Origin of the sequence: Halorubrum sp. (assembly GCF_046498025.1) — an archaeon.
In the GTDB taxonomy this organism is placed as follows: domain Archaea; phylum Halobacteriota; class Halobacteria; order Halobacteriales; family Haloferacaceae; genus Halorubrum.
Window position 1 is genome coordinate 1 of sequence record NZ_JAWOBM010000017.1, and the last position, 21,826, is coordinate 21,826.

The window sequence follows — 21,826 nt, forward strand, 5'->3', positions numbered from 1 at the left end:
GCGACGGCTTCCTCGTCTGCGACGGCTTCCTCGTCTGCGACGGCTTCCTCGTCTGCGACGGCTTCCTCGTCTGCGACGGCTTCCTCGTCTGCGACGGCTTCCTCGTCTGCGACGGCTTCCTCGTCTGCGACGGCTTCCTCGTCATCGGCCGACTCCTCGCCCGCGTCCGTCTCGTCGTCGTCCGACATCTCCTCGTGGGCGAGTCCCACGGCCTCCGCCGGCTCGGCGGCTTCGGCCGGATCCGCGCTGGCGCCCTCCTCGTCGACCATCGACTCGGTCGAGGCGGCCGCTTCCGTCTCCGTGGCGATCGGCTCGCCGTCGTCCGCTCCCGCGTCCGGGGCCGCGTCGTCGGCGTCATCCGTCGGTTCCGGTTCCGACTCCGATTCCTGCTCGGGGTCGCTCTCGACGGTCACTTTCGCGTCCGTTTCGTCGCGTTCGGCGCGACCGGTTCCGAACCCGAGTTTCTCCTTGATTTTCTGCAGTAGGGCCATCGATGAAGCATACGAACGTGGGATATTTAAAAGCCCTCGCCGTCGGCGGTTTCCGCCTCCGAGGCGCCGCCGGTCTTCCCCTGCTTGCGGTCGCGGTCGACCGGTTCCCGGTCTCGATCACCGCCGGTCCGGGCGAATCCGTTCCGCCGGTTTATAAGTCGTATCGGTTCTTCCGACGGGTATGGACATCGTCAACCCGGTGATGTGGTCGCTCCACGTCGGCTTCGCTATCCTCTGGACCGGCAGCGTGCTGTTCGTGGCCCTCGCCGTCCTCCCGCCGGCCCTCCGCGGCGACGTCGACGGCGACGCCCTCGGATCGATCGTCGGCCGACTCCGGTGGATCACCCGTATCGCGGCCCTCGCCTTCCTCGCGTCCGGCGGCCACATGGCGGGGACGCTGTACACGTTCGAGTCGCTCACCGGGACCGGTCGCGGGCACCTCGTGCTGACGATGCTCGCGCTCTGGTTCCTGATCACCGGGCTCGTCGAGGTCGCGAGCGGGAAGCTGACGGACGGACTCGACGCCGGCAAGCTCCGCCAGCCCGCCCGCGACGCGAAGCCGTTCCTCTACGGCGCCGCGGGGCTCTCCGTGGCGCTCATCGGCACCGCCGGGCTGCTGGCGACGCCCGGAGCGATTTAAAAAGAGCCCGAATCGGTCCGCCTTCGACGTCCTTCCATTCACTCCAACGCCGACCGCAGCGCAGCGTTCATCGCCTCGACGGGCGCGTCCCGGCCGGTCCAGACCTCGAACGCCTCGACCCCCTGGAACAGCAGCATCCACGCCCCGTCGACCGTCGTCGCGCCCGCCTCGGCCGCCTCCCGGAGGAGCCGCGTCTCGATCGGCGCGTACACCGCGTCGAGGACGGCCAGGTCGCTGTGGAGGTGCGCCGCGGGCACCGGCGTCTCCCCCGGGGCCTCCATCCCGACGCTGGTCGCGTTGACCAGCACGTCCGCGCCGGCGACTCGATCGCCGAGGTCGTCGAGGCCCCCGCCCGTCGCCCCGGGGACCGCCTCGGCCAGCGAGACGGCGCGCTCGGCGGTGCGGTTCGCCACGTGGACGCTCGCGCCGGCGTCGGCCAGCGCGAACGCCGCGGCACGGCCGGCCCCGCCCGCGCCCACGACGACCGCGTCTCGGCCGTCGAGCGCCACGTCGTGTCGCGCGAAGGCGCGTTTCACGCCGGCCGCGTCGGTGTTGTACCCCCGGGGTCGGTCGGCCTCGCCGGCGCGCATCGGTCCGAAGTCGACCGTGTTGACCGCGCCGATCCGCTCGGCGAGCGGGTCGGCGTCGACCGCGTCGAGGACGTCGCGTTTGAACGGCACCGTCACGTTGAGTCCGGCCACGCCGAGGTCGGCGGCGCCCGCGACGGCCTCGGCCGCCGCGTCGGCGTCCGGCTCGAAGGTGACGTAGCGCGCGTCGATCCCGAGCGCCTCGTAGCCGGCCTCGTGGAGCGGCGGCGACAGCGAGTGGCCGACGGGGTTCCCGATCAGTCCGTACACGTCCATGGCCGCTCTCGCGGCCGCGACCGACTAAAGAGGCGCGGTCGTCGTGCGGAGACCGCGGGAAAGGGGCGCGGTCGTCGTGCGGAGACCGCGAGAGCGAACGCGCCGACTCGCCCGCGCGGCCCTCACTTCCCGTCCGTCTCCCGATCCGCGTCGATGACGTCCTCCAGCGTCTCCGTCCCCACGTCGCTCGCCAGTTTAACCCCGACGAGCGAGACGACGACCCCCGCGACGATGAACGCCGCGAGCCGCTGGACGGGCGTCACGCCGACGCCGATCGGATCGAACGGGTCGATCACCGCCTCCTGCGCGAGGAAGTAGCCCGCGAACCCGCGAACGACGAGCGAGACGGCGACGATGACGAAGGGGAGGTTGAGGTAGGGCGTCCGGATCCCCTCGTCGCGGATCAGCTCGTCGAGCAGGCGCCCCACGGCCGCGGTCACGCCCGCGACCGCGAACCACGGGACGGCGGCGTAGGTGAACTCCATCGCCTCCACGAGCCGGGGCGCGCTTCCGAGCTCCGAGGCCGCCAGGACTCCGAAGAAGCCGCCGACCAGAGCGAGCCCGGCGGCGACGACGTACGTGACGACCGAGACCTGCCCGGCGTACAGCGCCTCTCGGACCCGCTCGGGCATCCCCGCGACGAACCGGTCGATCGCGAGTCCCTTATAAAGCAGCGCGGCGCCGAGCAGGCCCGCGACGCCCGCGACCGCCTCGGCGGCGGAGAACCAGTAGAACAGCGCCGGCAACAGCAGGAGGGCGACCCCGAACGGCACGAGGATCGTCGACCGGAGCTGCTCGTCGGCGAGGAACTGCTTGAGCAGGTAGTACGTCGACTCGATGTCGTGGGCCTGTCGGACGACGACGCGATCGACGGAGTCGACCGGGATCCGCGACTCCACGATCGGGAGCACCTGCTCGTCCTCGGCGGAGTCGACGACGACGACCGCGGCGCGGGGGTCGTACCGGTCCACGAGGTCGTCGAGCTGGGCGGCGATCGACCGGTCGGCGCCGACGGCCGTGTCGCTCTCCGCGGAGACGACCGCGACGACCGACTCCTCGCGCTCGTCGCGGAGGTCGCGAGCGACCCGCAGCGATTCGAGCAGACAGTTGACGCTGGCGTCCTCCGGGTCGCTGAGTCCGGCGTCGGTGACGAGCGACCGGACCGCCTCCCAGCCGGCGACCGGCATCGGGACGTTCGTGGCCCGCCCGATCGCCCCGGAGCGGTCGATACAGATGACCAGCGTCGTCACGGGTCGACTCTCGATCCGCCCGAATAAAAAGCTCCCCGTCGGCGGGCCTACCGCAGCTCGACGTCGACGTCGCCGCCCTCGCTCCCGAACGCGCTCGCGACCCCGCCCCCGGCTGCGAACGCGACGCGCTCCGCGCCGATGCCGAGCCGATCCGCGATCCCCCGGTCGGGCGTGAACTCGCGGACCTCGGGCTCCGCGCCGATCAGCTCCGCGAGCCGGTCCTCGACGTCGTCCTCGGTGCCGAGCTCGTCGACGAGCCCGACCTCGGCCGCGTCGGTGCCGAGGTAGACCCGCGCCTCCGTCCCCCGGACGGTCTCCGGATCCATGTCCCGGCCCTCGCTGACGGTCTCGACGAACTGCTCGTAGTAGCCGTCGATGATCCCCTGGAGGTACTCCCTCTCGTCCTGCTCGATCTCGCGCAGCGGCACGCCGGCGTCCTTGTACTCGCCGGCGGTGAACTGCTCGTAGGAGATCCCGAGCTTGTCGGCGAGCCCGGACGCGTTCGGGCGGGAGCCGACGACGCCGATGGAGCCGACGAGGCTCGCGTCGTGCGCCCACAGCTCGTCGCAGCCGCTCGCGATCCAGTAGCCGCCGGACGCGCAGATGTCGGTCGCGTACGCCACCGTGGGGCCGTCGAAGTCGATCGCGGCGCGCCGGATGTCGTCGCTCGGGAGCACCTCGCCGCCGGGCGTGTTGAGCTCGACGACGAGCGCCTCGACGTCCTCGTCCTCGCCGGCCGCCTCGATCTGCTCGACGACGTCGTCGGCCGTCGTGCCGATCGGTCCCGACACCGGTGAGGGACGCCCCTTCTTGCGCCGGATCGGTCCGGAGACTTTCACCTTCGCCGCGTTGTACTCCTCGCTCTCGCCGAACCGCCCGCGGGTGAGCCGCGAGACGATCCGCTTGCCCGCCACCGTCGCCGTCGCGCCGACCACGGCGGCCGCGAGGAGGGCCCGTCCGTCCGAACGCGCGTCGCTCTCCATACGATCGGTTGAGGGCGCGCCCGGTTATAAGCTGTCGCTGAGGGGGTCGACGTCGGCGTGGTACTCCTGGCGGTCGCTGACGGCCTCACTCCCGGCGGTGCCGCGGCTACGTGAGTCGTGAAACGACCGCAAAACCGGGGGAAATCGGCGTCCGAACTACAGCAGGCCGGTCTTCTGGAGCTTCATCAGGTCCTCGGTGTCGAGCGTCTCACCCTCCTTGAACTTCTGATAGATCTCCTCGGCCTCCTCCTTCTCCTCCTCGCGCTTCTCCGCGCGCTCGTCCTTGCGCTCGCGCTCCTCTTCCTTGTCGAGCTCGCGCAGGCGCTTCTGGACGCGCACGAAGTCCTCGTGGTGTCGGTCGGCGGCCTCCTGGGCCTCCACGAACAGCTCGTGCATCTCGTCGGCCTCGTCGCGGATGTCGTCGGCCTCGCGGTAGGCCTCGATCATGTTGTTGTGGTGCTCCTGGGCCTTGTCAGCGAGCTCCGTCACCTTCTGGTGGTGCTGGGACGCCTCGGACCGGACCTCCTCGGCCTCCTCGACCAGTTCGTCGAGCTCGCTGGTGTCGTCGACCTTCTCCTTCTTCTCGGCGAGCTTCTCGCGCTTCTCGTCGATCTTCTCGATGAGCTCGCGCTCGTCGTCGGCGTCGAGCACCTCCGTCTGCTGGCGGAACTCAAGGTCCTCGATCTCCTCTTTGAGCTCCTCGATGGACTTGCCGGAGCCGAGCTCCATGTCCTGTTTGAGCTCCTCGACCTCGTCGAACAGCTCGTTGGCCTCGGCGTTGAGCTTGTTCCGCTTGTCCTTGTGCTCCTGGACCTGCTCGTTGAGTTCGTCGCGCTTCTCACGGTGTTCCTGGGCCTCGTCGACCTTCTCTCGCGTCTTCGCGTTGAGGTCGTCGCGCTTGGAGGCGCGCTCGGAGGCCATCTGGTTCAGCTCGTTGCGTCGGTCTCGCAGCTGACCGGCGCGCTTGATAAGCTGTCCCTTCGACCCGTTCTCGAGGTCGTCCTCGGAAAGGTCCACGTTGTCCGCCTCGTCCATCGGTTCGATGTCGTACTGCTCGATGACTTCGTCTTTCGTTACCATTTTTTATCTCTCCATCACCGCTCCGGGGTAGCGATCGCTCGCCGTCGTGCGTCGGGCCGTTCACAAGAGCTCCCGTTCATTTAAGCGTGCGATCCCACCAGTGCCGGAGGCGTTCTGGTACCAAATGCTACCACAGGCCGACATATAAAGACTTCGGTGATTCGGGTGTAACCAGGTAGCACGGGCCGTATACCCGCCGATCCGTGGCGAACGATCACACACCCATCAGTCTTTATGAAACGTCTGTACACGGACCCGCGCGAGGCGCTCGGCCAACAGTATCTGCGCGAGGCGTACCGGTACTCACGTCTCTCCGTCGCGGACGTCGTACGAGAGCACGATTCCGTCGTCGAGCCGCTCCGTGTCGACCAGATCGAGCCGCGGGAACGACTCCGTGAACCCCTCGCCGTCGGCGAGCGTCGGCGCGTCGCGGCCGCCGATCACCATCGACCCGACGTAGACGTGGAGCTCGTCGACGAGCCCCGCGGCGAAACACGAGTAGATGACCTCGCCGCCCCCTTCGACCATCAGGCGGTCGACGCCGCGGTCGGCCAGCTCGTCGAATCCCGCCGCGAGGTCGACGCGGCTGCCGTCCGTCTCTTCGTCGTCGCCGTCCGTCTCTTCGTCGTCTGCTATCTCTCCCCCTCCGCCCCCGGCGACGACGACCTCGGCGCCGGCGCCCGTCAGCGCCGCGCGACGCTCCTCGCTGGTCGCCGCCGAGACGAGCAGGTACGTCGTCGCCGCGTCGTCGAGGATCCGGGCGTCGGCCGGCGTTCGGCCCCTCGAGTCGACGACGACTCGGGCGGGGTGGCCGGACCTGCCGTTCCGCAGGCGCTGGACGCGACGGTCCTCCTCGTCGAGCGTGAGGTGCGGGTCGTCGGCGAGCACCGTTCCGACGCCCACGAGCACCGCGTCCGCGGCGGCCCTGATGCGGTCGACCCGGTCGAAGTCCTCCGGCCCCGAGATGCGGAGCTGCTCCCGACGCCGCGTGGCGAGCTTCCCGTCGACGCTCTGCGCGGCGTTGACGACGACGTGCATACGCCCGCGAGACGCGGGCGGGAAATGATCGTTTCGGTCCGGGAGCGGACGCTCCGGGCGACGCCGCGTTCGGCGCGGGCGACCGGCTACTCCGCGTCGCTGGTCCCGCCGCTACCCCGCGTCGACGGCCTCGCCGTCGCCGACCCCGTTCCGCACCTTGACGGCCACCCCGCTCGCGAACGCCTCGGCCTCGGCGCCGGCGAGCTCCGCGCGGCCGACGGCGAACAGCGCGTCCGACTCGTCGACGACGAGCACCTCGTCCCCGGGGCGGATCTCGTCGTCGGCCGCGGTCACGAACTTGGCGAACGCGTTGCGTCCCTCGCGGACGAAGGGCTCGCTCTCTTCGCCGACGACGACCCGGTGTCGCGGCGGGTCGAACGCCTCGCGCACCCGTCGGCCGCCGGCGACGCCGAGGGTGAACCGCCCGTCGGTGCCGTACGAGACGAGGCGGTCGCCCTCGGAGCTCCCGGGCGTGTCGTCGACGTCTCCCACGATCACCTGCCGCGGGCGGCCGCCGCTCGACCGGCGGAGGGTCAGCGGCTCGTCCGGCGGGAACAGGGCGCGGCCCGCCCCGGCGCCGAACTGGTAGTCGGCGCCGGTCCGCAGGTCCGCGAGCGCGTCGGCGTCGGTCATACCCAGACTGTCCCGGCCACGCGCAAAGCCGTTACGAACCCGGTCGCGTCACCGCGCACGGCGGGTCACAGCTCGACCCGGTCGACGATCGGTCCCGAGCCGTCGCCGTCGCTGCGGGTGTTTATCGCGATCGTCCGGATCTGATCTTCCAGCAGCGATCCCTCGATCTTCGCCTGCAGCAGCGAGTCGACCTGGTAGACGCCCGCGGCGTTGTTCATCCGGATCACGACCTGCGCGGGCGTCTGCTCGCCCTTTCGCAGCGACACGCGTTCGATCGCCTGCGAGGAGACGGTGTTGATCCCGCGGCCGCCCTCCTCGTAGGGGACCCGCGACCGCCCGCGCTCCATGTCGAGCCCGTCGGCGACGCGGACCACCCCGGCCTCCAGCGTGAGCGGCTGCTCTTCGGTGTGGTGACAGAGGATGGCGTGAAGCACCTCCGCTTTCACGCGAACCTGCTCGGCGACGTCGTACACCGAGGGGAGGAAGTTGTCGAGCAGGTCCGCAGCGAGCGGGATCGAGTAGTACGGGTGGTCGTGGCGGTGAACGACGTGACCGACGTCGTGGAGCGTCGCCGCGAGCGCGATGATCACCGGCTCGTCGGCCTCGTCGAGCCCCTGCTGTCGGGCGCCGTTGAACTCGACGCCGCCCTCCTTCAGCAGCTCGTACAACCGGAGCGCGCGGTCCCGGACGATCTCGACGTGTTTCGCGCCGTGGTCGTTGTACCCCTTCCGGTCGACGGGGTTGACGTTCTGCGCCGCCAGGTACGCGGTGATCTCCGCGTCCGACGCGATCCGGTCGAGGACCTCGTTGAGCCGGGCGTCGGGGAAGGCGTGGTCGGCGTCGGGGTCGTACTCGTGGCGGTCGGCGTCGGTGTCCGCCACGAGGTCGGGCTCGGCCGGCGCGTCCCCGTCCGGCGGGTCGGACTCGTTCGGATCGGGCGCCGAGTCCCCGTGCGGCCGGTTGCGATCCTCGGGTTCGGTCGGTGACTCCGCTGGATCGGTCATGAGATCGATGCAGACGCGTCGGCGACCTAAAAGGTGTGTGCCCCGGTCGCCACGCGTCGGACACGCTCGCCCGGCAGTTTCGACCCGAGACCAAATCTATAAGCGACGGAGGGTACCACTACGGGTGTGACCCGACCCGCGTCCGGACGCGGCTCGCCGACGCCGCCAGCGACGCGACTCTTCTCGAAAAAACGCGCGTGAGCCGTCCGCCGGCGGGAGTGGCGACCCCGTCCCGGACGACCCCCGATAAGCGCGCACCGCTCGTTTACCGACCGCGACCACGGACCGACAGCAGACACCGACCGCCCACCCATGACAGACACCACGACCACGACGCCCTACGGCGCCCGAGACGCGACGGACCGAGAACAGACCGCCGAGCCCTTCGAAGGGGTGTACCCCGCGATGACGACCCCGTTCACCGACGACGACAGGGTCGATCACGACCAGCTCGCCGAGAACGCCCGACACCTCGAGCGCGCGGGCGTCGACGGGGTCGTCCCCGTCGGCTCCACCGGCGAGTCGGCGACGATGACCCACGACGAGCACGTCGACGTGATCGAGACGGTCCGCGACGCGGTCGACGACATCCCCGTGATCGCCGGCACCGGCTCGAACAACACCGCCGAGGCGCTCTCGCTCTCCGAGCGCGCCGCCGACGCGGGCGCCGACGGCCTCCTCCTCATCTCCCCGTACTACAACAGGCCTGAGCCGCAGGGATTTCTGAACCACTACCGGACGATCGCCGACGCGGTCGACCTCCCGCAGATCGTCTACAACGTCCCGAGCCGGACCGGCCAGTCGATCCCGATCGACGTCACCGTCGAGCTCGCCGAACACCCGAACATCCGGGGCTACAAGGCCGCCTCCGGCGACCTCAACCTCATCAGCGAGGTGATAGAGCGCACCCGCGACGAGGCGTTCTCCGTGCTCTCCGGGGACGACGGGCTGACGCTCCCGGTGCTGTCGATCGGCGGCACCGGCACCATCAGCGTGGTCGCCAACGTCGAACCGGAGCGATCCTGCGCGATGGTCGGCGCCGCGCTCTCGGGCGATTACGGCCGCGCCCGCGACCTCCACCACGAGCTCTCGCCGCTCGTCCGCGAGCTGTTCGCCGAGACGAACCCGATCCCGGTGAAGGAGGCGATGCACATCCGCGGTCGGGGCGGCCCGCTGGTCCGCCCGCCGCTCTCGCGGCTCTCAGCGGAGCGCCGCGCGGTCCTGCGCGAACTGCTCGCCGAGTACGAGGAGGGAGCGCCCGGTACCGTCGATCCGGGCGCCGTCGAGCCCCCGACGGGGGGCGCGGAATGAGCGGCGAGCCGCTGTCGGTCGCCGTCACCGGCGCCGGCGGCCGCATGGGCCGCGAGGTGATCGAGGCCGCCGTCGACCGCGAGGGCGTCGCCGTCGCCGTCGCGGTCAATCGCACCGCGACCGAGCCCGTCGCGGGCGTCGAGGTCGACGCCGCCGACAGGCTGGGTGCGCTGCTCGCGGCCGAGACCCCCGACGTCCTCGTCGACTTCACCGGCCCCGAGTCGGCGGTCGCGTACGCCGGGGCCTGCGCCAACGCGGGCGTGCCGCTGGTAACCGGGACGACCGGGTTCGCGGACGCCGGGCTCGACGACCTCCGGGCCGCGAGCGACGCGGTCCCGGTGCTCAAGGCGTCGAACTTCGCGCGCGGCGTCGCCGCGCTCCGCCGCGCGGTCCGCGAGGCGGTCGCCGCGCTCCCCGGCTACGACGTGGAGCTGACCGAGACGCACCACAACGGGAAGCGCGACGCCCCCTCCGGGACCGCGAAGTCGATCCTCGACGACGTGGAGTCGGTCCGCGACGACCTCGACCGGCGCGTCCACGGCCGCGAGGGCGACGCCCCGCGAGCGCCCGGCGAGATCGGGGTCCACGCCCGCCGCGCCGGCGACGTCACCGGCGAACACGAGGTGCTGGTGGCCGGCAACCGCGAGACGCTCGCGCTCACGCACCGCGCCGGCGACCGCGGGGTGTTCGCGGAGGGCGCGCTCGACGCCGCCGCCTGGCTCGCCGGGCGCGACCCGGGCTGGTACGGGTTCGACGACGTGCTGGACGCCGGGAGCGAATAACCCCGAGACATCCGAATATCGACGAATAAATACCGACACTCATCCATACACTACCAAATGACGCTCCGATCCGACGTCTCCGATCTGTGGGACCGCTATCAGGACGGGCTGACCGCCGCCGACGCGACGAGCGAGGACGCCGAGGTCCTCGAGTCGTTCCTCTCGGCGCTGGAGGCCGGCGAGGTCCGCGCCGCCGAGAAGACCGGCGACGACGTGACCACGTGGGCGGCCAACGAGTGGGTCAAGCGGGGGATCCTGCTGAACTTCGGCCTGCGCGAGACCGAGCCCCGCGAGCACGGCGGCGTCACCTACTACGACGTGCTCCCGCTGCGCGACACCGCCGACCTCGGCGAGCGCGGCACCCGGAACACCCCCGACGGCACCGTCATCCGCCGCGGCGCGTACCTCGGGAGCGACTGCATCATGATGAGCCCCTCGTTCGTCAACATGGGCGCGCACGTCGGCGACGGCACCCTCGTCGACTCGTGTGACACGGTGGGCTCCTGCGCGCAGCTCGGGGAGAACGTCAAGCTCGGCGCCAACACGCTGATCGGCGGCGTCCTCGAACCCGTCGAGAACGCGCCCGTCGTGATCGAGGACGGCGTCTCGCTCGGCGCCGGCTGTCGGGTCACCTCTGGCTTCCGCGTCGGCGAGAACTCGATCGTCGGCGAGAACACGCTCCTGACGCCTCGTATCCCCGTCTACGACCTCGTCGAGGAGGAGGTCGTCTACGGCCACCTCCCCGCCGACCGCCGGGCGTTCACGCGGATGGTGGAGTCGTCCGTCGGCGACCACGAGCTGTTCGAGGGCGGCGCGTACAAGCCCGCCGTCGTCGCCACCCACGTCGAGGAGGAGACGCTGGAGGCGACGCGCCGAGAAGACGCCCTCCGCGAATGAGCGACCGCGACGCGGGCGGATCGGCCGGCGACTCCGCGGCCGGCGACTCCGCCGCTGGGCCGGTAGCCGCCGCCGATCCCCTGGTCCGGCGCGTGAGCGACTGGGACGCGGACCGCCTCGCCGAACTCGCGGCCGAGCACGGCACGCCGCTCTACGTGCAGGATCTCGACCGCGTGGGCGAGAACTGCGAGCGCCTGCGCGACGCCTTCCCGGACGCCGACGTCCGGTACGCCGTGAAGGCTCACACCGGTCGGGCGGTCCTCGAGACGGTCCGCGAGGCCGGGCTCGACGCCGAGTGCGCCTCGGCGGGCGAGGTGGACCGCGCGCTCGCGGCCGGCTTTGGCGGGGAGCGGCTCCACTACACCGCGGTCAACCCGCCGGCCCGCGACCTCGACTACGTCGCCGGCGTCGCCGAGGCGGAGCCCGACCTCACGGTGACGGTCGGCGCGGTCGACACCCTCGACCGCCTCGCCGAGCGCGGCTACGACGGGCGAATCTGCCTCCGGGTGAACCCCGGCGTCGGCGCGGGCCACCACGAGAAGGTCCGGACCGGCGGCGCGGCGAAGTTCGGGATCCCGTACGACCGCGCCGCCGACGCGGCCCGCCGGGCGGCCGAGCGCTTCGACGTCGTCGGGGTCCACGCCCACGCCGGCTCCGGTATCGACCCCGAGCAGCTGGACAGCCACCGCGAGCTCGTCGCCCGGATGGGCGAGCTGGCGCGGGAACTGACCGATCCGGACGGCGATACACCCGAGGACGCCGACGCGCCCGAGGACGTCGACGCGGACGCGCCCGCCCCCCTCGACCTCGAGTACGTCGACGTCGGCGGCGGGTTCGGCGTCCCTTATAAAGAAGACGAGCCCCCGCTCGACCTCCCGGCGGTCGCGGCGGCGACCCGGGAGGCCGTCGCGCCGCTGCCCGCGGGCGTCGACCTCGCGATCGAGCCCGGCCGGTACGTCGTCGCCGACGCGGGCGTCCTGCTGACGCGCGTGAACACCGTGAAGCCGACCCCGGAGGAGCGCGTCGTCGGCGTCGACGCGGGCATGACCGACCTGCTCCGCCCGGCGATGTACGACGCGTACCACCCGATTCGCAACCTCGGAGGCGGACCCGGCGCCGACGGGGGCGACGCGCCGGCGCCCGGCGAGCGGCAGGCAACCCCTGTCACGGTCGCCGGACCTATCTGTGAGACCGGCGATACGCTGTGTAGGAACCGAGCGCTCGCCGACCCGACGCGTGGGGACCTCCTCGCGGTCGGCGTCGCGGGCGCGTACGGATACGAGATGGCGAGCCAATACAACTCACGACCGCGGCCGGCGGAGGTCGCGGTCGACGACGGAACCGCGACGATCGCCCGACGCCGAGAGACCCTCACGGACCTGACGACGGTCGAGCGGGAGGCGGAGACGCCGACCCGGGCGACGGAGGGGGACCGATGAACACCCACGCCGTCCCGGTGGAGAAGTACCACGGCACGGGCAACGACTTCCTCGTCGTCGACGCGAGCGCGGAGAGCGTCGGCGACCGCGCGGCGTTCGCGCGCGCCCACTGCGACCGCGAGACGGGCGTCGACGGGGCCGACTTCGACGCCGCCCCGGAGCGCGACGGCGTCGCGGGCCGCGCCGAGAGCGCCGGTCGACGGGGCGCCGACGGCGTCCTCTTCTTGCACGTCGAGGAGCGGTTCGACCCGACCCGCGTCGTGATGACGCTCGTCCAGCCGGACGGCTCGACGGCGACGATGTGCGGCAACGGCGCGCGCGTGGTCGCCCGCTGGGCCCACGACCGGACCGGCGACCGGGAGTTCATGATCGACACGCAGGCGGGCACCCGGCGCGCGTCCGTGAACGCGGACGCGACCGCGGCGGCGATCGAGATGGGCGAGCCGACGTTCGATCCCCGGTGGGTCCCGGTCGCGCGCGACGAGCCGCTGACCGACGAGCCGGTCGCGGGCCTGACCGTCACCGCCGTCCACACCGGCGTCCCGCACGCGGTCGCGTTCGTCGACGGCGGGCGCGACGACCCCGAGGGCATCGACGCGGTCGACCTCGACGCCGTCGCCCCGCCGGTCCGCGGCGCGGACGTCTTCCCCGAGGGCGCGAACGTGAACCTCGCGGCGGTGGTCGACGACGGGAGCGGCGAGGGTCCCGCGGTCCTCGACCAGCGCACCTTCGAGCGCGGCGTCGAGGGAGAGACCCGATCCTGCGGCACCGGCGCGGTGGCGGTCGTCGCCGCCGCGCGCCGGCTCGGCCTGATCGAGGGCGAGTCGGCCGTGAGCCGCCCGCCGGGCGGCGAGCTCGAGATCACGGTGCCGGACGCGGGCCACGCGACGCTGACGGGTCCCGTCGCGCACGAGTTCACCGGCAGCCTGCCCGCCGACCCGCGATGAGCCGCCCGTCGTTCGACCCCGTCTCCTTCCTCGAGCGCGCCGTCCGGACGCCCTCCCACGAGTCCGTCGCCGAGATGCGCGAGCTCGTCGCCGAGACCCTGGGCCGCGACGGCGTCGAGAGCGAGGTCGTCGCAGGCGGCTGCGTGGTCGCGGAGAAGCGCTCGCCCGCGCCGGACGCGGGGCCGCACCTCGTGTTGAACACCCACCTCGACACCGTGACGCCACACGTCCCCTTCGAGCGGGGGCCGGCACGCGAGGACGAGAGGGCTACTTCCGCCGCCGACGATAGCCCCTCCGACGTCATCCGCGGACGGGGCGCCTGCGACGCGAAGGGGCCGCTCGCGGCGCTCCTGTCGGGGTTCCTCGCCGCCGACCCGGAACGCGGCCGGCTCACGCTCGCGCTCACGCCCGACGAGGAGTCGCTGTCGCTCGGCGGAGCGGCGCTGACGGGCCGGCTACCGGGGACGGACGACCGGCTCGACGGCGACCTGTTCCTGGTCGGCGAGCCGACCGGACTCGACGCGTGCACCGCCGCGAAGGGACGGTTTCAGGGGACCGTCGAGCTGTCGGGGGTCGCCGCCCACGCCGCGGAGTTCGCGGGCGCGAACGCGGTCGCGGCCGCCGAGGACGCGCTCGCGGCGGTCCGGACCTTCGACGCGGACGCCGACGAACACCCGCAGCTCGGTCCACCGAAACTCACGCCGACCGTCATCGAGGGCGGCGCGGCGACCAACCAGGTGCCCGCAGGCTGCGAGATCACCGTCGACCGGCGGAGCGTCCCGCCGGAGACGGCCGAGGGGTTCCGGTCGTCGCTCGCGGCCGCGGTGCGAGCGCGGGTCCCCGACGAGGTCGGCGTCGAGGTCGCGCTCACCGACCGGGAGTCGCCCTTCTTCGAGGCGTTCTCGACGGACCCCGACCACGAGTTGGTGGAGACGGTCGCGAGCGCGGCCCGGGCGGCGGGCGCGTCGCTCGGGCTTCCGGCCGACCGCGGGGGGTCCGTGCGGCCCTTCGGCGCGGCGACGGAGGCGTCGTACTTCGCGCCGGCGCCGACGGTCGTGTTCGGCCCCGGCGACCTCGCCGAGGCCGCGGGAGCGGTCGCCCACGCCGAGCGCGAGTACGTCCGCGTCCGGGAGGTGACGGCGGCGGCGGAGGCGGCCGAGCGGTCGGTCGCGACGCTGCTCGGGGATGCCGACACGGCGACCGACGCCGCCTAGAGCAGGAACGTCTCCTCTTCCTCGGCGAGGTCGATGAAGTCGTCTGCGGCCTCGATCAGCTCGTCGGCGGCGGAGCTGCCGAAGCCCATCGCCTCGACGCGGACGCCCTCGTGCCGGAGGTGCGAGCAGAGCCGGGCGAAGTCGCCGTCGCCGGTACAGAGGACGACGGTGTCGACGTGGCCGGCGAGCGAGACGGCGTCGAGGCTTATCCCAAGGTCCCAGTCGGCCTTCTTCGAGCCGTCGGCGAACGTCTTGATCTCCTTGATCTTCGTCTCGAAGCCGATGTCGCGGAGCGCCTCGAAGAAGCTCTCTTCTTCGGGGGAATCGGCGCGGATCACGTACGCGATCGCGCGGACGAGCGCGCGATCGTCGACCGCGGCCTCCAGCAGGCCCGAGTAGTCGATGTTGCGCGAGTAGACGCTCTGTGCGGAGTGGTACAGGTTCTGCGAGTCGGCGAGCACCGCGACGCGCTGGTGCGGGTGAATCTCGGTCATACCGCCCCGTTCGCCGGCGTGGTTTAGGGGCTTTGGGATCGAAACCGCCGACCGGAGGCCCCCGTCCGTCCGAACGTGTCATACCGACGAAACGAGGTACCCGTTCGCTTATAAACTACACCGGCGTGGAGCGTTTAAACCGGGTCTGTTGTCGGTTTCGTCGAATCTCTCTCGATCCTGTCTAAACATCTGAAGTTTTTAGTAGGTACACTCATTGTATCGTGGTATGTCACGGCGACACACTGACGGCGGCAACGACGGTCGGCGTCTCGGACGTCGACAATGGCTCTCCATGCTCGGTATCGGCGGCGCGACCGCGCTCGCCGGCTGTTCCGGTAACGAGGGTGACGGCGAGGACGGGAGCGACGGGAGCGACGGAAACGACACCGACGAGACCGACGGCGAGGACGGGTCCGACGGCGAGACGGACGACAACGTGTACGCGACGGCCGCCTCGGCCTCGTTCACGACGCTCAACCCGATATACAACACCGAGAACGGCGCCGGCAACGCGATCGCCCGCGCGCTCGATCAGGGGTACACGTTCGACGAGAACAACGAGTACGTCCCGCTCCTCTACGACATGTCCACCGAGGACGGCGAGGTGTGGACGTTCGAGCTCCGCGAGGGGCTTCAGTTCAGCGACCCGTACGGCGAGGTGACCGCGAGCGACTTCGTCTACCTGATCCAGGAGGTCCACCAGAGCAGCTGGGCGAACTCGGCGGCGACGACGAGCTGGGAGGGCGTCACGGTCGAGGAGACCGGCGACTACGAGTTCCAGGCCACCCTCGACGAGCCCTCGCTCCTCTGGCCCGAGAGCTTCGACCCGCTCCTGTACCCGATCCCGCGGGACCTCCTCGAACCGTACGTCGAGGAGGAGGACACGGACGGCCTCCAACAGGACGAGGAGCTCCTCGAGCTCCAGTTCTCGGGGACCCTCGGGCCGTACGTGCTCGACGAGTGGGAGCGCGACGGCGGCACCAGGTACAGCCGCAACGACGAGTACTACCTCCAGGACGCCGACGACATGCCCGAGAGGTTCAACGACGCACCGTACTTCGAGGAGTCGGAGATCCAGGTGCTCGGCGAGCAGGCCTCCCGGCTCGGCGCGTTGGAGACGGGAGAGGTCGACTCGGCGGCCATCCCGCCGGAGCGCGTCGAGGAGTATCAGGAGGAAGACGAGATCTACGTCAACCGGGTCCCGCAGCCGTACAACGAGAAGATCTCGGTCAACATGCGCGACAACGGCTGGACGACGGGGCCGGGGAACATGTTCCGGTACAAGGAGTTCCGCCAGGCGATGGCCGCCGCGATTGACAAAGAGAGCCTGATACAGGGCGTCTTCCGCGACTTCGCCGAGACGCACTTCACGTGGCAGCCCCGCTTCAGCGACTTCTACCCGCCCGAAGACGACATCCCGCAGTTCGGCGTCGGCGACAGCTACGGGAGCGAGGTCGCCCGCGGCCTCGCGGAAGAGGCCTTCGAGCAGTCGGAGCACGACTACGGCTTCGACGGGGAGACGATGGTCGACCCCGACGGCAACCAGGTCGAGCTCAGTATCTACCACAGCGCGGGTCAGGAGACCGAGCAGCTGATGGCCGAGTTCATCGCCCAGGAGCTCGAGAACAACCTCGGGATCGACGTGAGCGTCGAAGCGATCGACGGCACTCGCTTCAACAACGAGTACTGGACGGCCAGCGACTTCCCGACGCCAGAGCGGAACGACGACGGAGAGGTCACCAACGTCCCGGACGAGCTCGTCGACACGGTGAACGGCGAGGAGGTCGAGTGGACCTCGCCGACCGCGACGAACCCCGGACCGCGCAACGTCACGGCCAACGAGGACTGGGACATGGAGGTCGTGTTCGGGCTGAACACCTACCCGCGGAACCCGATCACCAACAACGCGTTCTTCGACGGCGCGACCGCGTTCTACAACCCGGTCGGCTACTACCCCGGGTTCGACGCCCAGGGGCTGTTCGACACCGCTCAGCAGGCCACCAGCGAGGACGAGCTGGCGGACGCGCTCGTCGAGCTGTTTCGGAACCTCGCGGAGGAGCAGCCGTACATCATGCTCGCGTTCCCCGACAGCACGGTCGGCTACCGCGAAGGACTCGAAGGCCCCATCGAGAACTTCTCGAACGGCTGGGACCTGCCGGCGTGGAGATACGAGTAGGTCACCTCGCCCCTCCACTACACCGTATAAGACATCATCATGGGATTCGGAAAGTACGTCGGCGCTCGCGTGCTGTGGGCCGTGGTCGTCTCGCTGATCATCACCACGATCACGTTCCTCCTGCTCGCGGCCGCGCCCAACCCGGCGATCCGCGAGGCGGCGACGCAGGCCGCCTTACAGGGCGGTGACCCGTCTGCCGCGGTCGAGCGGGAGCGGGAGCTCCGCGGCCTCAACCAGCCCCTGTACGTCCGGTACATGGACTTCATCAGGAGCGTGTACACGCTCGACTGGGGGTGGTCGGAGAGCCGCAGCCAACCCGTGACCGAGGCGATGCTGCAGGCGCTTTACTACACCGCGCAGTACTCGATCCCGTGGACCGTCCTCACGATAACCCTCGGGCCGCTCGTCGGCGTCTACTCGGCGGCGAACATGTACAGCTGGCGAGACCACGTCGCGACCGGATTCGCGTTCTTCGGCTACGCGATCCCGAACTTCTTCTTCGGGATCATCCTGCTCCTGATCTTCGGGGTCTGGTTCGAGGTGGTCCCGATATCGTACGACACAAGCGCTCCGGTGTTCAGCCTCCAGAACGTCCGTCAGCTGATACTGCCGGTGTTCGTCCTCGTGACGGGGTCGATCGGCGCGACGATGCGCGTCTCGCGGAACGAGTCCGCGGAGTTCCAGAACTCCGAGTTCATGAAGACGGCGAAGGCGAAGGGCGTCTCGCCGCTTCGCGCGTACGCCTACCACGTGATGCGGCCGACGATGGTGCCGCTGTCGACGACCCTCGTCGGCCAGCTCCTGGCGCTGTTCATCGGCTCCTCGCTGCTCGTGGAGGTCGTGTTCGGCATCCCCGGTCTCGGCAGGCTGACGTTCAACGCGCTCGTCGCACAGGACACGAACCTCATCTTGGGCTCGACGCTCGTGTTCACGTTCATCGCCGTCGTCGGTAACCTGCTGGAGGACCTGGTGTTCACCGTGCTCGACCCGCGAATCAACTACGACGACAGATAAGACACTATGGCAACAGAAAAACCGGAGCAGTTCGATCGCGTCGACTGGAGCGAGCTCTCCGAGTCGGGTCGGTTCGACCTGTCGATAAACTCGCTCGGCATGCTGGCGGCGACGCTGCCGCTGGCGCTCCTCTGGCTGTACGATTACCTGTTCGTCGGCGAACGCGAGGCGACGTTCCAGGCGATCGGCCTCAGCAGGAACCTCGATCCGCTGGACTACATCTTCATTTTCACGCTGTTCCTGTTCTTCTTCTACCTGATCGTACCGTTGTACCAGAACCCGCGGATGACGCGGTACTACTGGAAGGAGTTCAGACGGAACCGCCCCGCGGTCGTCAGCCTCGGCTGGCTGGGGATCGTGTTCGTGGGCGGCCTCCTCGGTCCGCTCGTGATCAGCGCGCCCGAACAGAGCATCCTCACCGGCCACCAGCCGCCGGTGTTCCTCTCGGTCAGCGAGTCGAACGTCGCGACCTGCGTCGGAGAGGTCGTGAACGGCCAGTGTCAGGGGACGTGGCAGCACCCGCTCGGGACCACCCGAGGCGGAAAAGACGTCTTCGCCGGCATCGTCTACGGCATGACGATCAGCATGCAGATCGCCTTCATCACGACGACGATCGTCGCGGCGATCGGCATCACGTTCGGCACCGTCAGCGCGTACGCGGGCGGCTGGGTCGACGAGATCATGATGCGGTTCGTCGACATCATCCTCTCGTTCCCGACGTTCCTGATGTTCCTGCTCATCCTGTATATCTACGGCGCGGGGCTGGGGATGTTCATCCTCGTGTTCTCGGCGTTCGCGTGGGGCGGCACCGCGCGGTACGTGCGCAGTAAGTCGCTGTCCGTCTCGGAGGAGGAGTTCATCAAGGCGACGCGGATCAGCGGCGCGAGCACGTACCGGGTGGTCCGCAAACACGTGGTCCCGAACGTGGCGAGCAGCATCATCACTCAGCTCACGCTGCTCATCCCCGGCTTCCTGCTCGCCGAGGCACAGCTCGCGTTCCTCGGGATCGGCGACTCGGCGATCCCGTCGTGGGGGCAGCTGATCTCCGCCGGTCGGAGCGACCTGTCGTTCGCCCCCTGGATCGTGTTGGCGCCCGGTATCGTACTGTTCTTGACCATCCTGGCGTTCAACTTCATCGGCGACGCGCTGCTGGACGCTCTGAACCCCGAAGCGGAGGCGGAGAACGCATAATGTCCACCCCACTGCTCGAGGTCGAAGACCTCAGGACGACGTTCAGCACAGACAACGGCGAGCTCACGGCGGTCGACGGGATCGACTTCTCCGTCAACGAGAGCGAGACCGTCTGTATCGTCGGCGAGTCGGGCTCCGGCAAGACCGTCGCGACGGAGTCGGTGACGCGGATCATCAAGGAGCCGCCGGGCCGCGTCGAGGGATCGGTCCGATTCAAGGGCCGCGACCTGCTGGCGATGAGCGAGCCGGAGCTCCGAAAGATCCGCGGGTACGAGATCGCGCACATCTTTCAGAACCCGCAGGAGGCGATGAACCATTGTTACACCGTCGGGTGGCAGATCGTGGAGGCGCTCCAGATCCACCGCGACATCCCCGACGAGGAGGCGAAGGCGAAGGCGATCGACCTGATGGACAAGGTGGGGATCGCGAACGCCAGCTCGCGGTTCGACGACTATCCGCACGAGTTCTCCGGCGGCCAGAAACAGCGCGTGATGATCGCGATGGCGCTCGTCGGCGACCCCGACCTGCTCATCGCCGACGAGCCGACCACGGCGCTCGACGTGACGGTGCAGGCGCAGATCCTCCGGCTCCTCGAGGAGCTCCAGGAGGAGTTCGACATGGGGATCTTATTCGTCACGCACGATCTCGGCGTCGTCGCTCAGATCGCCGACCGCATCGTCGTGATGTACGCGGGCAAGGTGATGGAGCGCGGCGACGTCCTCGACATCTTCGAGCGCCCCGCCCACCCGTACACGCAACGGCTGCTGAACTGCCTCCCCGAGATCGGCGGCAAGAAGGGCGGGATCCCGGGAACGCTTCCCGACCCCCTCGACCCCCCGGACGGGTGCCGGTTCGCACCGCGGTGCGAGCACGCGGTGGACGCCTGCGTGACCGGCGATCAGCCGGAGGAGATCGAGGTGAACCCGGGACAGCGCGCCTCGTGCGTCCACTACCGCCCCGGGCGCGACGACTCGGTCGTCCGGGACGGGATCCCGGGCGCGAGCGCCGACGAAGGGGGGGTGAGCTCCGCCGATGACTGAGGAGCCGCTCCTCTCGGTGCGGGACCTCGAGAAGCACTATCCGATCCGGAAGGGCCTCCTCAACCGGACGGTCGGCGCCGCTCGCGCCGTCGACGGGATCGGCTTCGACATCGCACCCGGCGAGACGTTGGGGCTCGTCGGCGAGTCCGGCTGCGGGAAGTCCACCGCCGCCACCTCCATCGTCCGGCTGGAGGACCCGACGGGCGGCGAAGTGATCTTCAACGGCGGCGGACGGGCCGGTGCGACCCGGAACGCCGACGGGACGCACCCGAACGACGTGACGCGGTTCGACGACCGGGAGCTGAAAGCGTTCCGTCGCGACGCCCAGATGATCTTTCAGGACCCCTCCTCCAGCTTCGACCCGCGGATGTCAGTCGGCAGCGCGGTCGCCGAGATGCTGCAGATCCACGGGATGTCGGACCGCCACCGTCGACGGGCGATCGTCGAGGACCTGCTCGAACGCGTCGGCCTCTCGGCCGAGGACTACGACCGGTACCCACACGAGTTCTCCGGCGGGCAGAAACAGCGGATCGCCCTGGCGCGGGCGCTCGTCTTGAACCCGGAGCTCATCGTCGCCGACGAGCCGGTCTCCGCGCTCGACGTCTCCATCCAGGCGGAGATCCTCTCCCTCATCGCCGACCTCCAGGAGGAGTTCGACCTCTCGTTGCTGTTCATCAGCCACGACATGTCCGTCATCCGGGAGATATGCGACCGGGTGGCCGTCATGTACCTCGGCGAGATCGTCGAGATCGGGCCGACCGACCGGATCTTCGCGGACCCGCAGCACCCGTACACGGAGGCGCTGCTCTCGTCGATCCCGACGCCGGACCCGCGCTCGACCGCCACGGGGATCGAGCTGACGGGGACCGTCCCGAGTCCGACGAACCCGCCGTCTGGCTGCCGGTTCCACACCCGGTGTCACAAGGTGATCCAACCGGACGACGTCGACGTCGACCAGTCGACCTGGCGGGGACTGTTGAACCTCCGCGACGCGCTCGACGCCGGGAGCGTCGACGTCGACCAGATCCGCGAGAACTTCCGGGCCGGGAGCGACGTGGGCGCCACGCCGGAGGCGGTGAAGGGCCAGATCCGCCGCGAGTTCGATATCGAGGAGGACGTCTCCGCCGCCGAGATGGAGTCGCTGCTCGACGGGGCGCTCGACGAGGCGCTCGACGGCGACCTCGACGGGGCGGCGGCGACGCTCTCCCGGCGGGTGACCACGCCCTGCGAGGAGGTCGCCCCGGAGCGGACCGGCCACGCGCCCGACCACGAGTCGGCGTGTCTCCTCCACGGACGGGAGCGGTCGACGCCGCCGAACCCGGCCGACGACTGAGCGGGC

21 protein-coding genes are annotated in these 21,826 nt (G+C 70.2%); 12 read left to right on the forward strand and 9 right to left on the reverse strand.

Annotation, left to right across the window (positions count from 1 at the left end; all coding sequences use genetic code 11):
• Positions 1-491: helix-hairpin-helix domain-containing protein (locus R6U01_RS03480; RefSeq protein ID WP_410285068.1), on the reverse strand; the 491-nt coding region annotated here is incomplete at its 3' end.
• Between the two features lie 181 nt (positions 492-672).
• Between R6U01_RS03480 and R6U01_RS03485 the strand changes: the two genes are divergently transcribed.
• Entirely contained in the window at positions 673-1,131 is a 459-nt protein-coding gene (locus R6U01_RS03485) for a transporter (protein WP_410285069.1), read from the forward strand.
• A gap of 38 nt (positions 1,132-1,169) precedes the next feature.
• Here the strand turns inward: R6U01_RS03485 and R6U01_RS03490 are convergent, their stop codons facing one another.
• The 7 genes from R6U01_RS03490 to R6U01_RS03520 form a co-directional block, all read right to left on the reverse strand.
• Positions 1,170-1,994 (reverse strand): shikimate dehydrogenase, encoded by an 825-nt coding sequence (locus tag R6U01_RS03490; RefSeq protein WP_410285070.1) that lies wholly within the window; start codon positions 1,992-1,994, stop codon positions 1,170-1,172.
• Between the two features lie 122 nt (positions 1,995-2,116).
• Complete coding sequence (locus R6U01_RS03495) at positions 2,117-3,244, reverse strand: DUF373 family protein (protein ID WP_410285071.1); 1,128 nt, start codon at positions 3,242-3,244, stop codon at positions 2,117-2,119.
• 47 nt (positions 3,245-3,291) lie between these two features.
• The gene (gene sppA, locus R6U01_RS03500; protein ID WP_410285072.1) at positions 3,292-4,227 is read right to left on the reverse strand and encodes a signal peptide peptidase SppA; all 936 of its coding nucleotides are present in this window, start codon (positions 4,225-4,227) and stop codon (positions 3,292-3,294) included.
• Positions 4,228-4,383: 156 nt separating this feature from the next.
• Positions 4,384-5,307 (reverse strand): coiled-coil protein, encoded by a 924-nt coding sequence (locus R6U01_RS03505; RefSeq protein WP_410285073.1) that lies wholly within the window; start codon positions 5,305-5,307, stop codon positions 4,384-4,386.
• A gap of 303 nt (positions 5,308-5,610) precedes the next feature.
• Complete coding sequence (locus tag R6U01_RS03510; protein WP_410285074.1) at positions 5,611-6,345, reverse strand: dihydrofolate reductase family protein; 735 nt, start codon at positions 6,343-6,345, stop codon at positions 5,611-5,613.
• Between the two features lie 111 nt (positions 6,346-6,456).
• The gene (locus R6U01_RS03515; protein WP_410285075.1) at positions 6,457-6,978 is read right to left on the reverse strand and encodes a PUA domain-containing protein; all 522 of its coding nucleotides are present in this window, start codon (positions 6,976-6,978) and stop codon (positions 6,457-6,459) included.
• A gap of 65 nt (positions 6,979-7,043) precedes the next feature.
• Entirely contained in the window at positions 7,044-7,982 is a 939-nt protein-coding gene (locus R6U01_RS03520; protein ID WP_410285076.1) for an HD domain-containing protein, read from the reverse strand.
• 312 nt (positions 7,983-8,294) lie between these two features.
• Here R6U01_RS03520 and dapA point away from each other — a divergent pair, with 312 nt between their 5' ends.
• Genes dapA through R6U01_RS03550 form a run of 6 tightly spaced genes read left to right on the forward strand, consistent with a single transcriptional unit; the run spans position 8,295 to position 14,572 of the window.
• Positions 8,295-9,293, forward strand: coding sequence for a 4-hydroxy-tetrahydrodipicolinate synthase (gene dapA, locus R6U01_RS03525; RefSeq protein WP_410285077.1), 999 nt, complete (start codon positions 8,295-8,297; stop codon positions 9,291-9,293).
• Positions 9,290-10,075 (forward strand): 4-hydroxy-tetrahydrodipicolinate reductase, encoded by a 786-nt coding sequence (gene dapB / locus R6U01_RS03530; RefSeq protein WP_410285078.1) that lies wholly within the window; start codon positions 9,290-9,292, stop codon positions 10,073-10,075. The genes dapA and dapB overlap by 4 nt, the downstream gene beginning before the upstream one ends.
• 57 nt (positions 10,076-10,132) lie before the next feature.
• Complete coding sequence (locus R6U01_RS03535; RefSeq protein ID WP_410285079.1) at positions 10,133-10,972, forward strand: 2,3,4,5-tetrahydropyridine-2,6-dicarboxylate N-succinyltransferase; 840 nt, start codon at positions 10,133-10,135, stop codon at positions 10,970-10,972.
• On the forward strand, positions 10,969-12,411 hold the full coding sequence (gene lysA / locus R6U01_RS03540) for a diaminopimelate decarboxylase (protein ID WP_410285080.1): 1,443 nt from the start codon (positions 10,969-10,971) through the stop codon (positions 12,409-12,411). The genes R6U01_RS03535 and lysA overlap by 4 nt, the downstream gene beginning before the upstream one ends.
• Positions 12,408-13,358: a diaminopimelate epimerase gene (dapF, locus tag R6U01_RS03545; protein ID WP_410285081.1), complete on the forward strand. Its 951-nt coding sequence runs from the start codon at positions 12,408-12,410 to the stop codon at positions 13,356-13,358. Before lysA ends, dapF begins: the two co-directional genes overlap by 4 nt.
• Complete coding sequence (locus R6U01_RS03550) at positions 13,355-14,572, forward strand: M20/M25/M40 family metallo-hydrolase (RefSeq protein WP_410285082.1); 1,218 nt, start codon at positions 13,355-13,357, stop codon at positions 14,570-14,572. The genes dapF and R6U01_RS03550 overlap by 4 nt, the downstream gene beginning before the upstream one ends.
• Here R6U01_RS03550 and R6U01_RS03555 read toward each other — a convergent pair.
• The gene (locus R6U01_RS03555) at positions 14,569-15,066 is read right to left on the reverse strand and encodes an NYN domain-containing protein (RefSeq protein ID WP_410285083.1); all 498 of its coding nucleotides are present in this window, start codon (positions 15,064-15,066) and stop codon (positions 14,569-14,571) included. The two genes, R6U01_RS03550 and R6U01_RS03555, sit on opposite strands and share 4 nt — an antisense overlap.
• A 226-nt stretch (positions 15,067-15,292) precedes the next feature.
• Between R6U01_RS03555 and R6U01_RS03560 the strand changes: the two genes are divergently transcribed.
• From R6U01_RS03560 to R6U01_RS03580, 5 genes are read left to right on the forward strand one after another with little or no spacing between them, the layout of a single operon-like run.
• Positions 15,293-17,242 carry an ABC transporter substrate-binding protein gene (locus tag R6U01_RS03560; protein ID WP_410285084.1) on the forward strand — a complete coding sequence of 650 codons (1,950 nt, stop codon included), beginning with the start codon at positions 15,293-15,295 and terminating at the stop codon, positions 17,240-17,242.
• 39 nt (positions 17,243-17,281) lie between these two features.
• Positions 17,282-18,256, forward strand: a complete 975-nt coding sequence (locus R6U01_RS03565) for an ABC transporter permease (RefSeq protein ID WP_410285085.1) — start codon at positions 17,282-17,284, stop codon at positions 18,254-18,256.
• Between the two features lie 6 nt (positions 18,257-18,262).
• Positions 18,263-19,447 (forward strand): ABC transporter permease, encoded by a 1,185-nt coding sequence (locus R6U01_RS03570; protein WP_410285086.1) that lies wholly within the window; start codon positions 18,263-18,265, stop codon positions 19,445-19,447.
• Positions 19,447-20,487, forward strand: coding sequence for an ABC transporter ATP-binding protein (locus tag R6U01_RS03575; RefSeq protein ID WP_410285087.1), 1,041 nt, complete (start codon positions 19,447-19,449; stop codon positions 20,485-20,487). Before R6U01_RS03570 ends, R6U01_RS03575 begins: the two co-directional genes overlap by 1 nt.
• The gene (locus R6U01_RS03580; protein ID WP_410285088.1) at positions 20,480-21,820 is read left to right on the forward strand and encodes an ABC transporter ATP-binding protein; all 1,341 of its coding nucleotides are present in this window, start codon (positions 20,480-20,482) and stop codon (positions 21,818-21,820) included. The genes R6U01_RS03575 and R6U01_RS03580 overlap by 8 nt, the downstream gene beginning before the upstream one ends.
• Positions 21,821-21,826 lie beyond the last annotated feature (6 nt).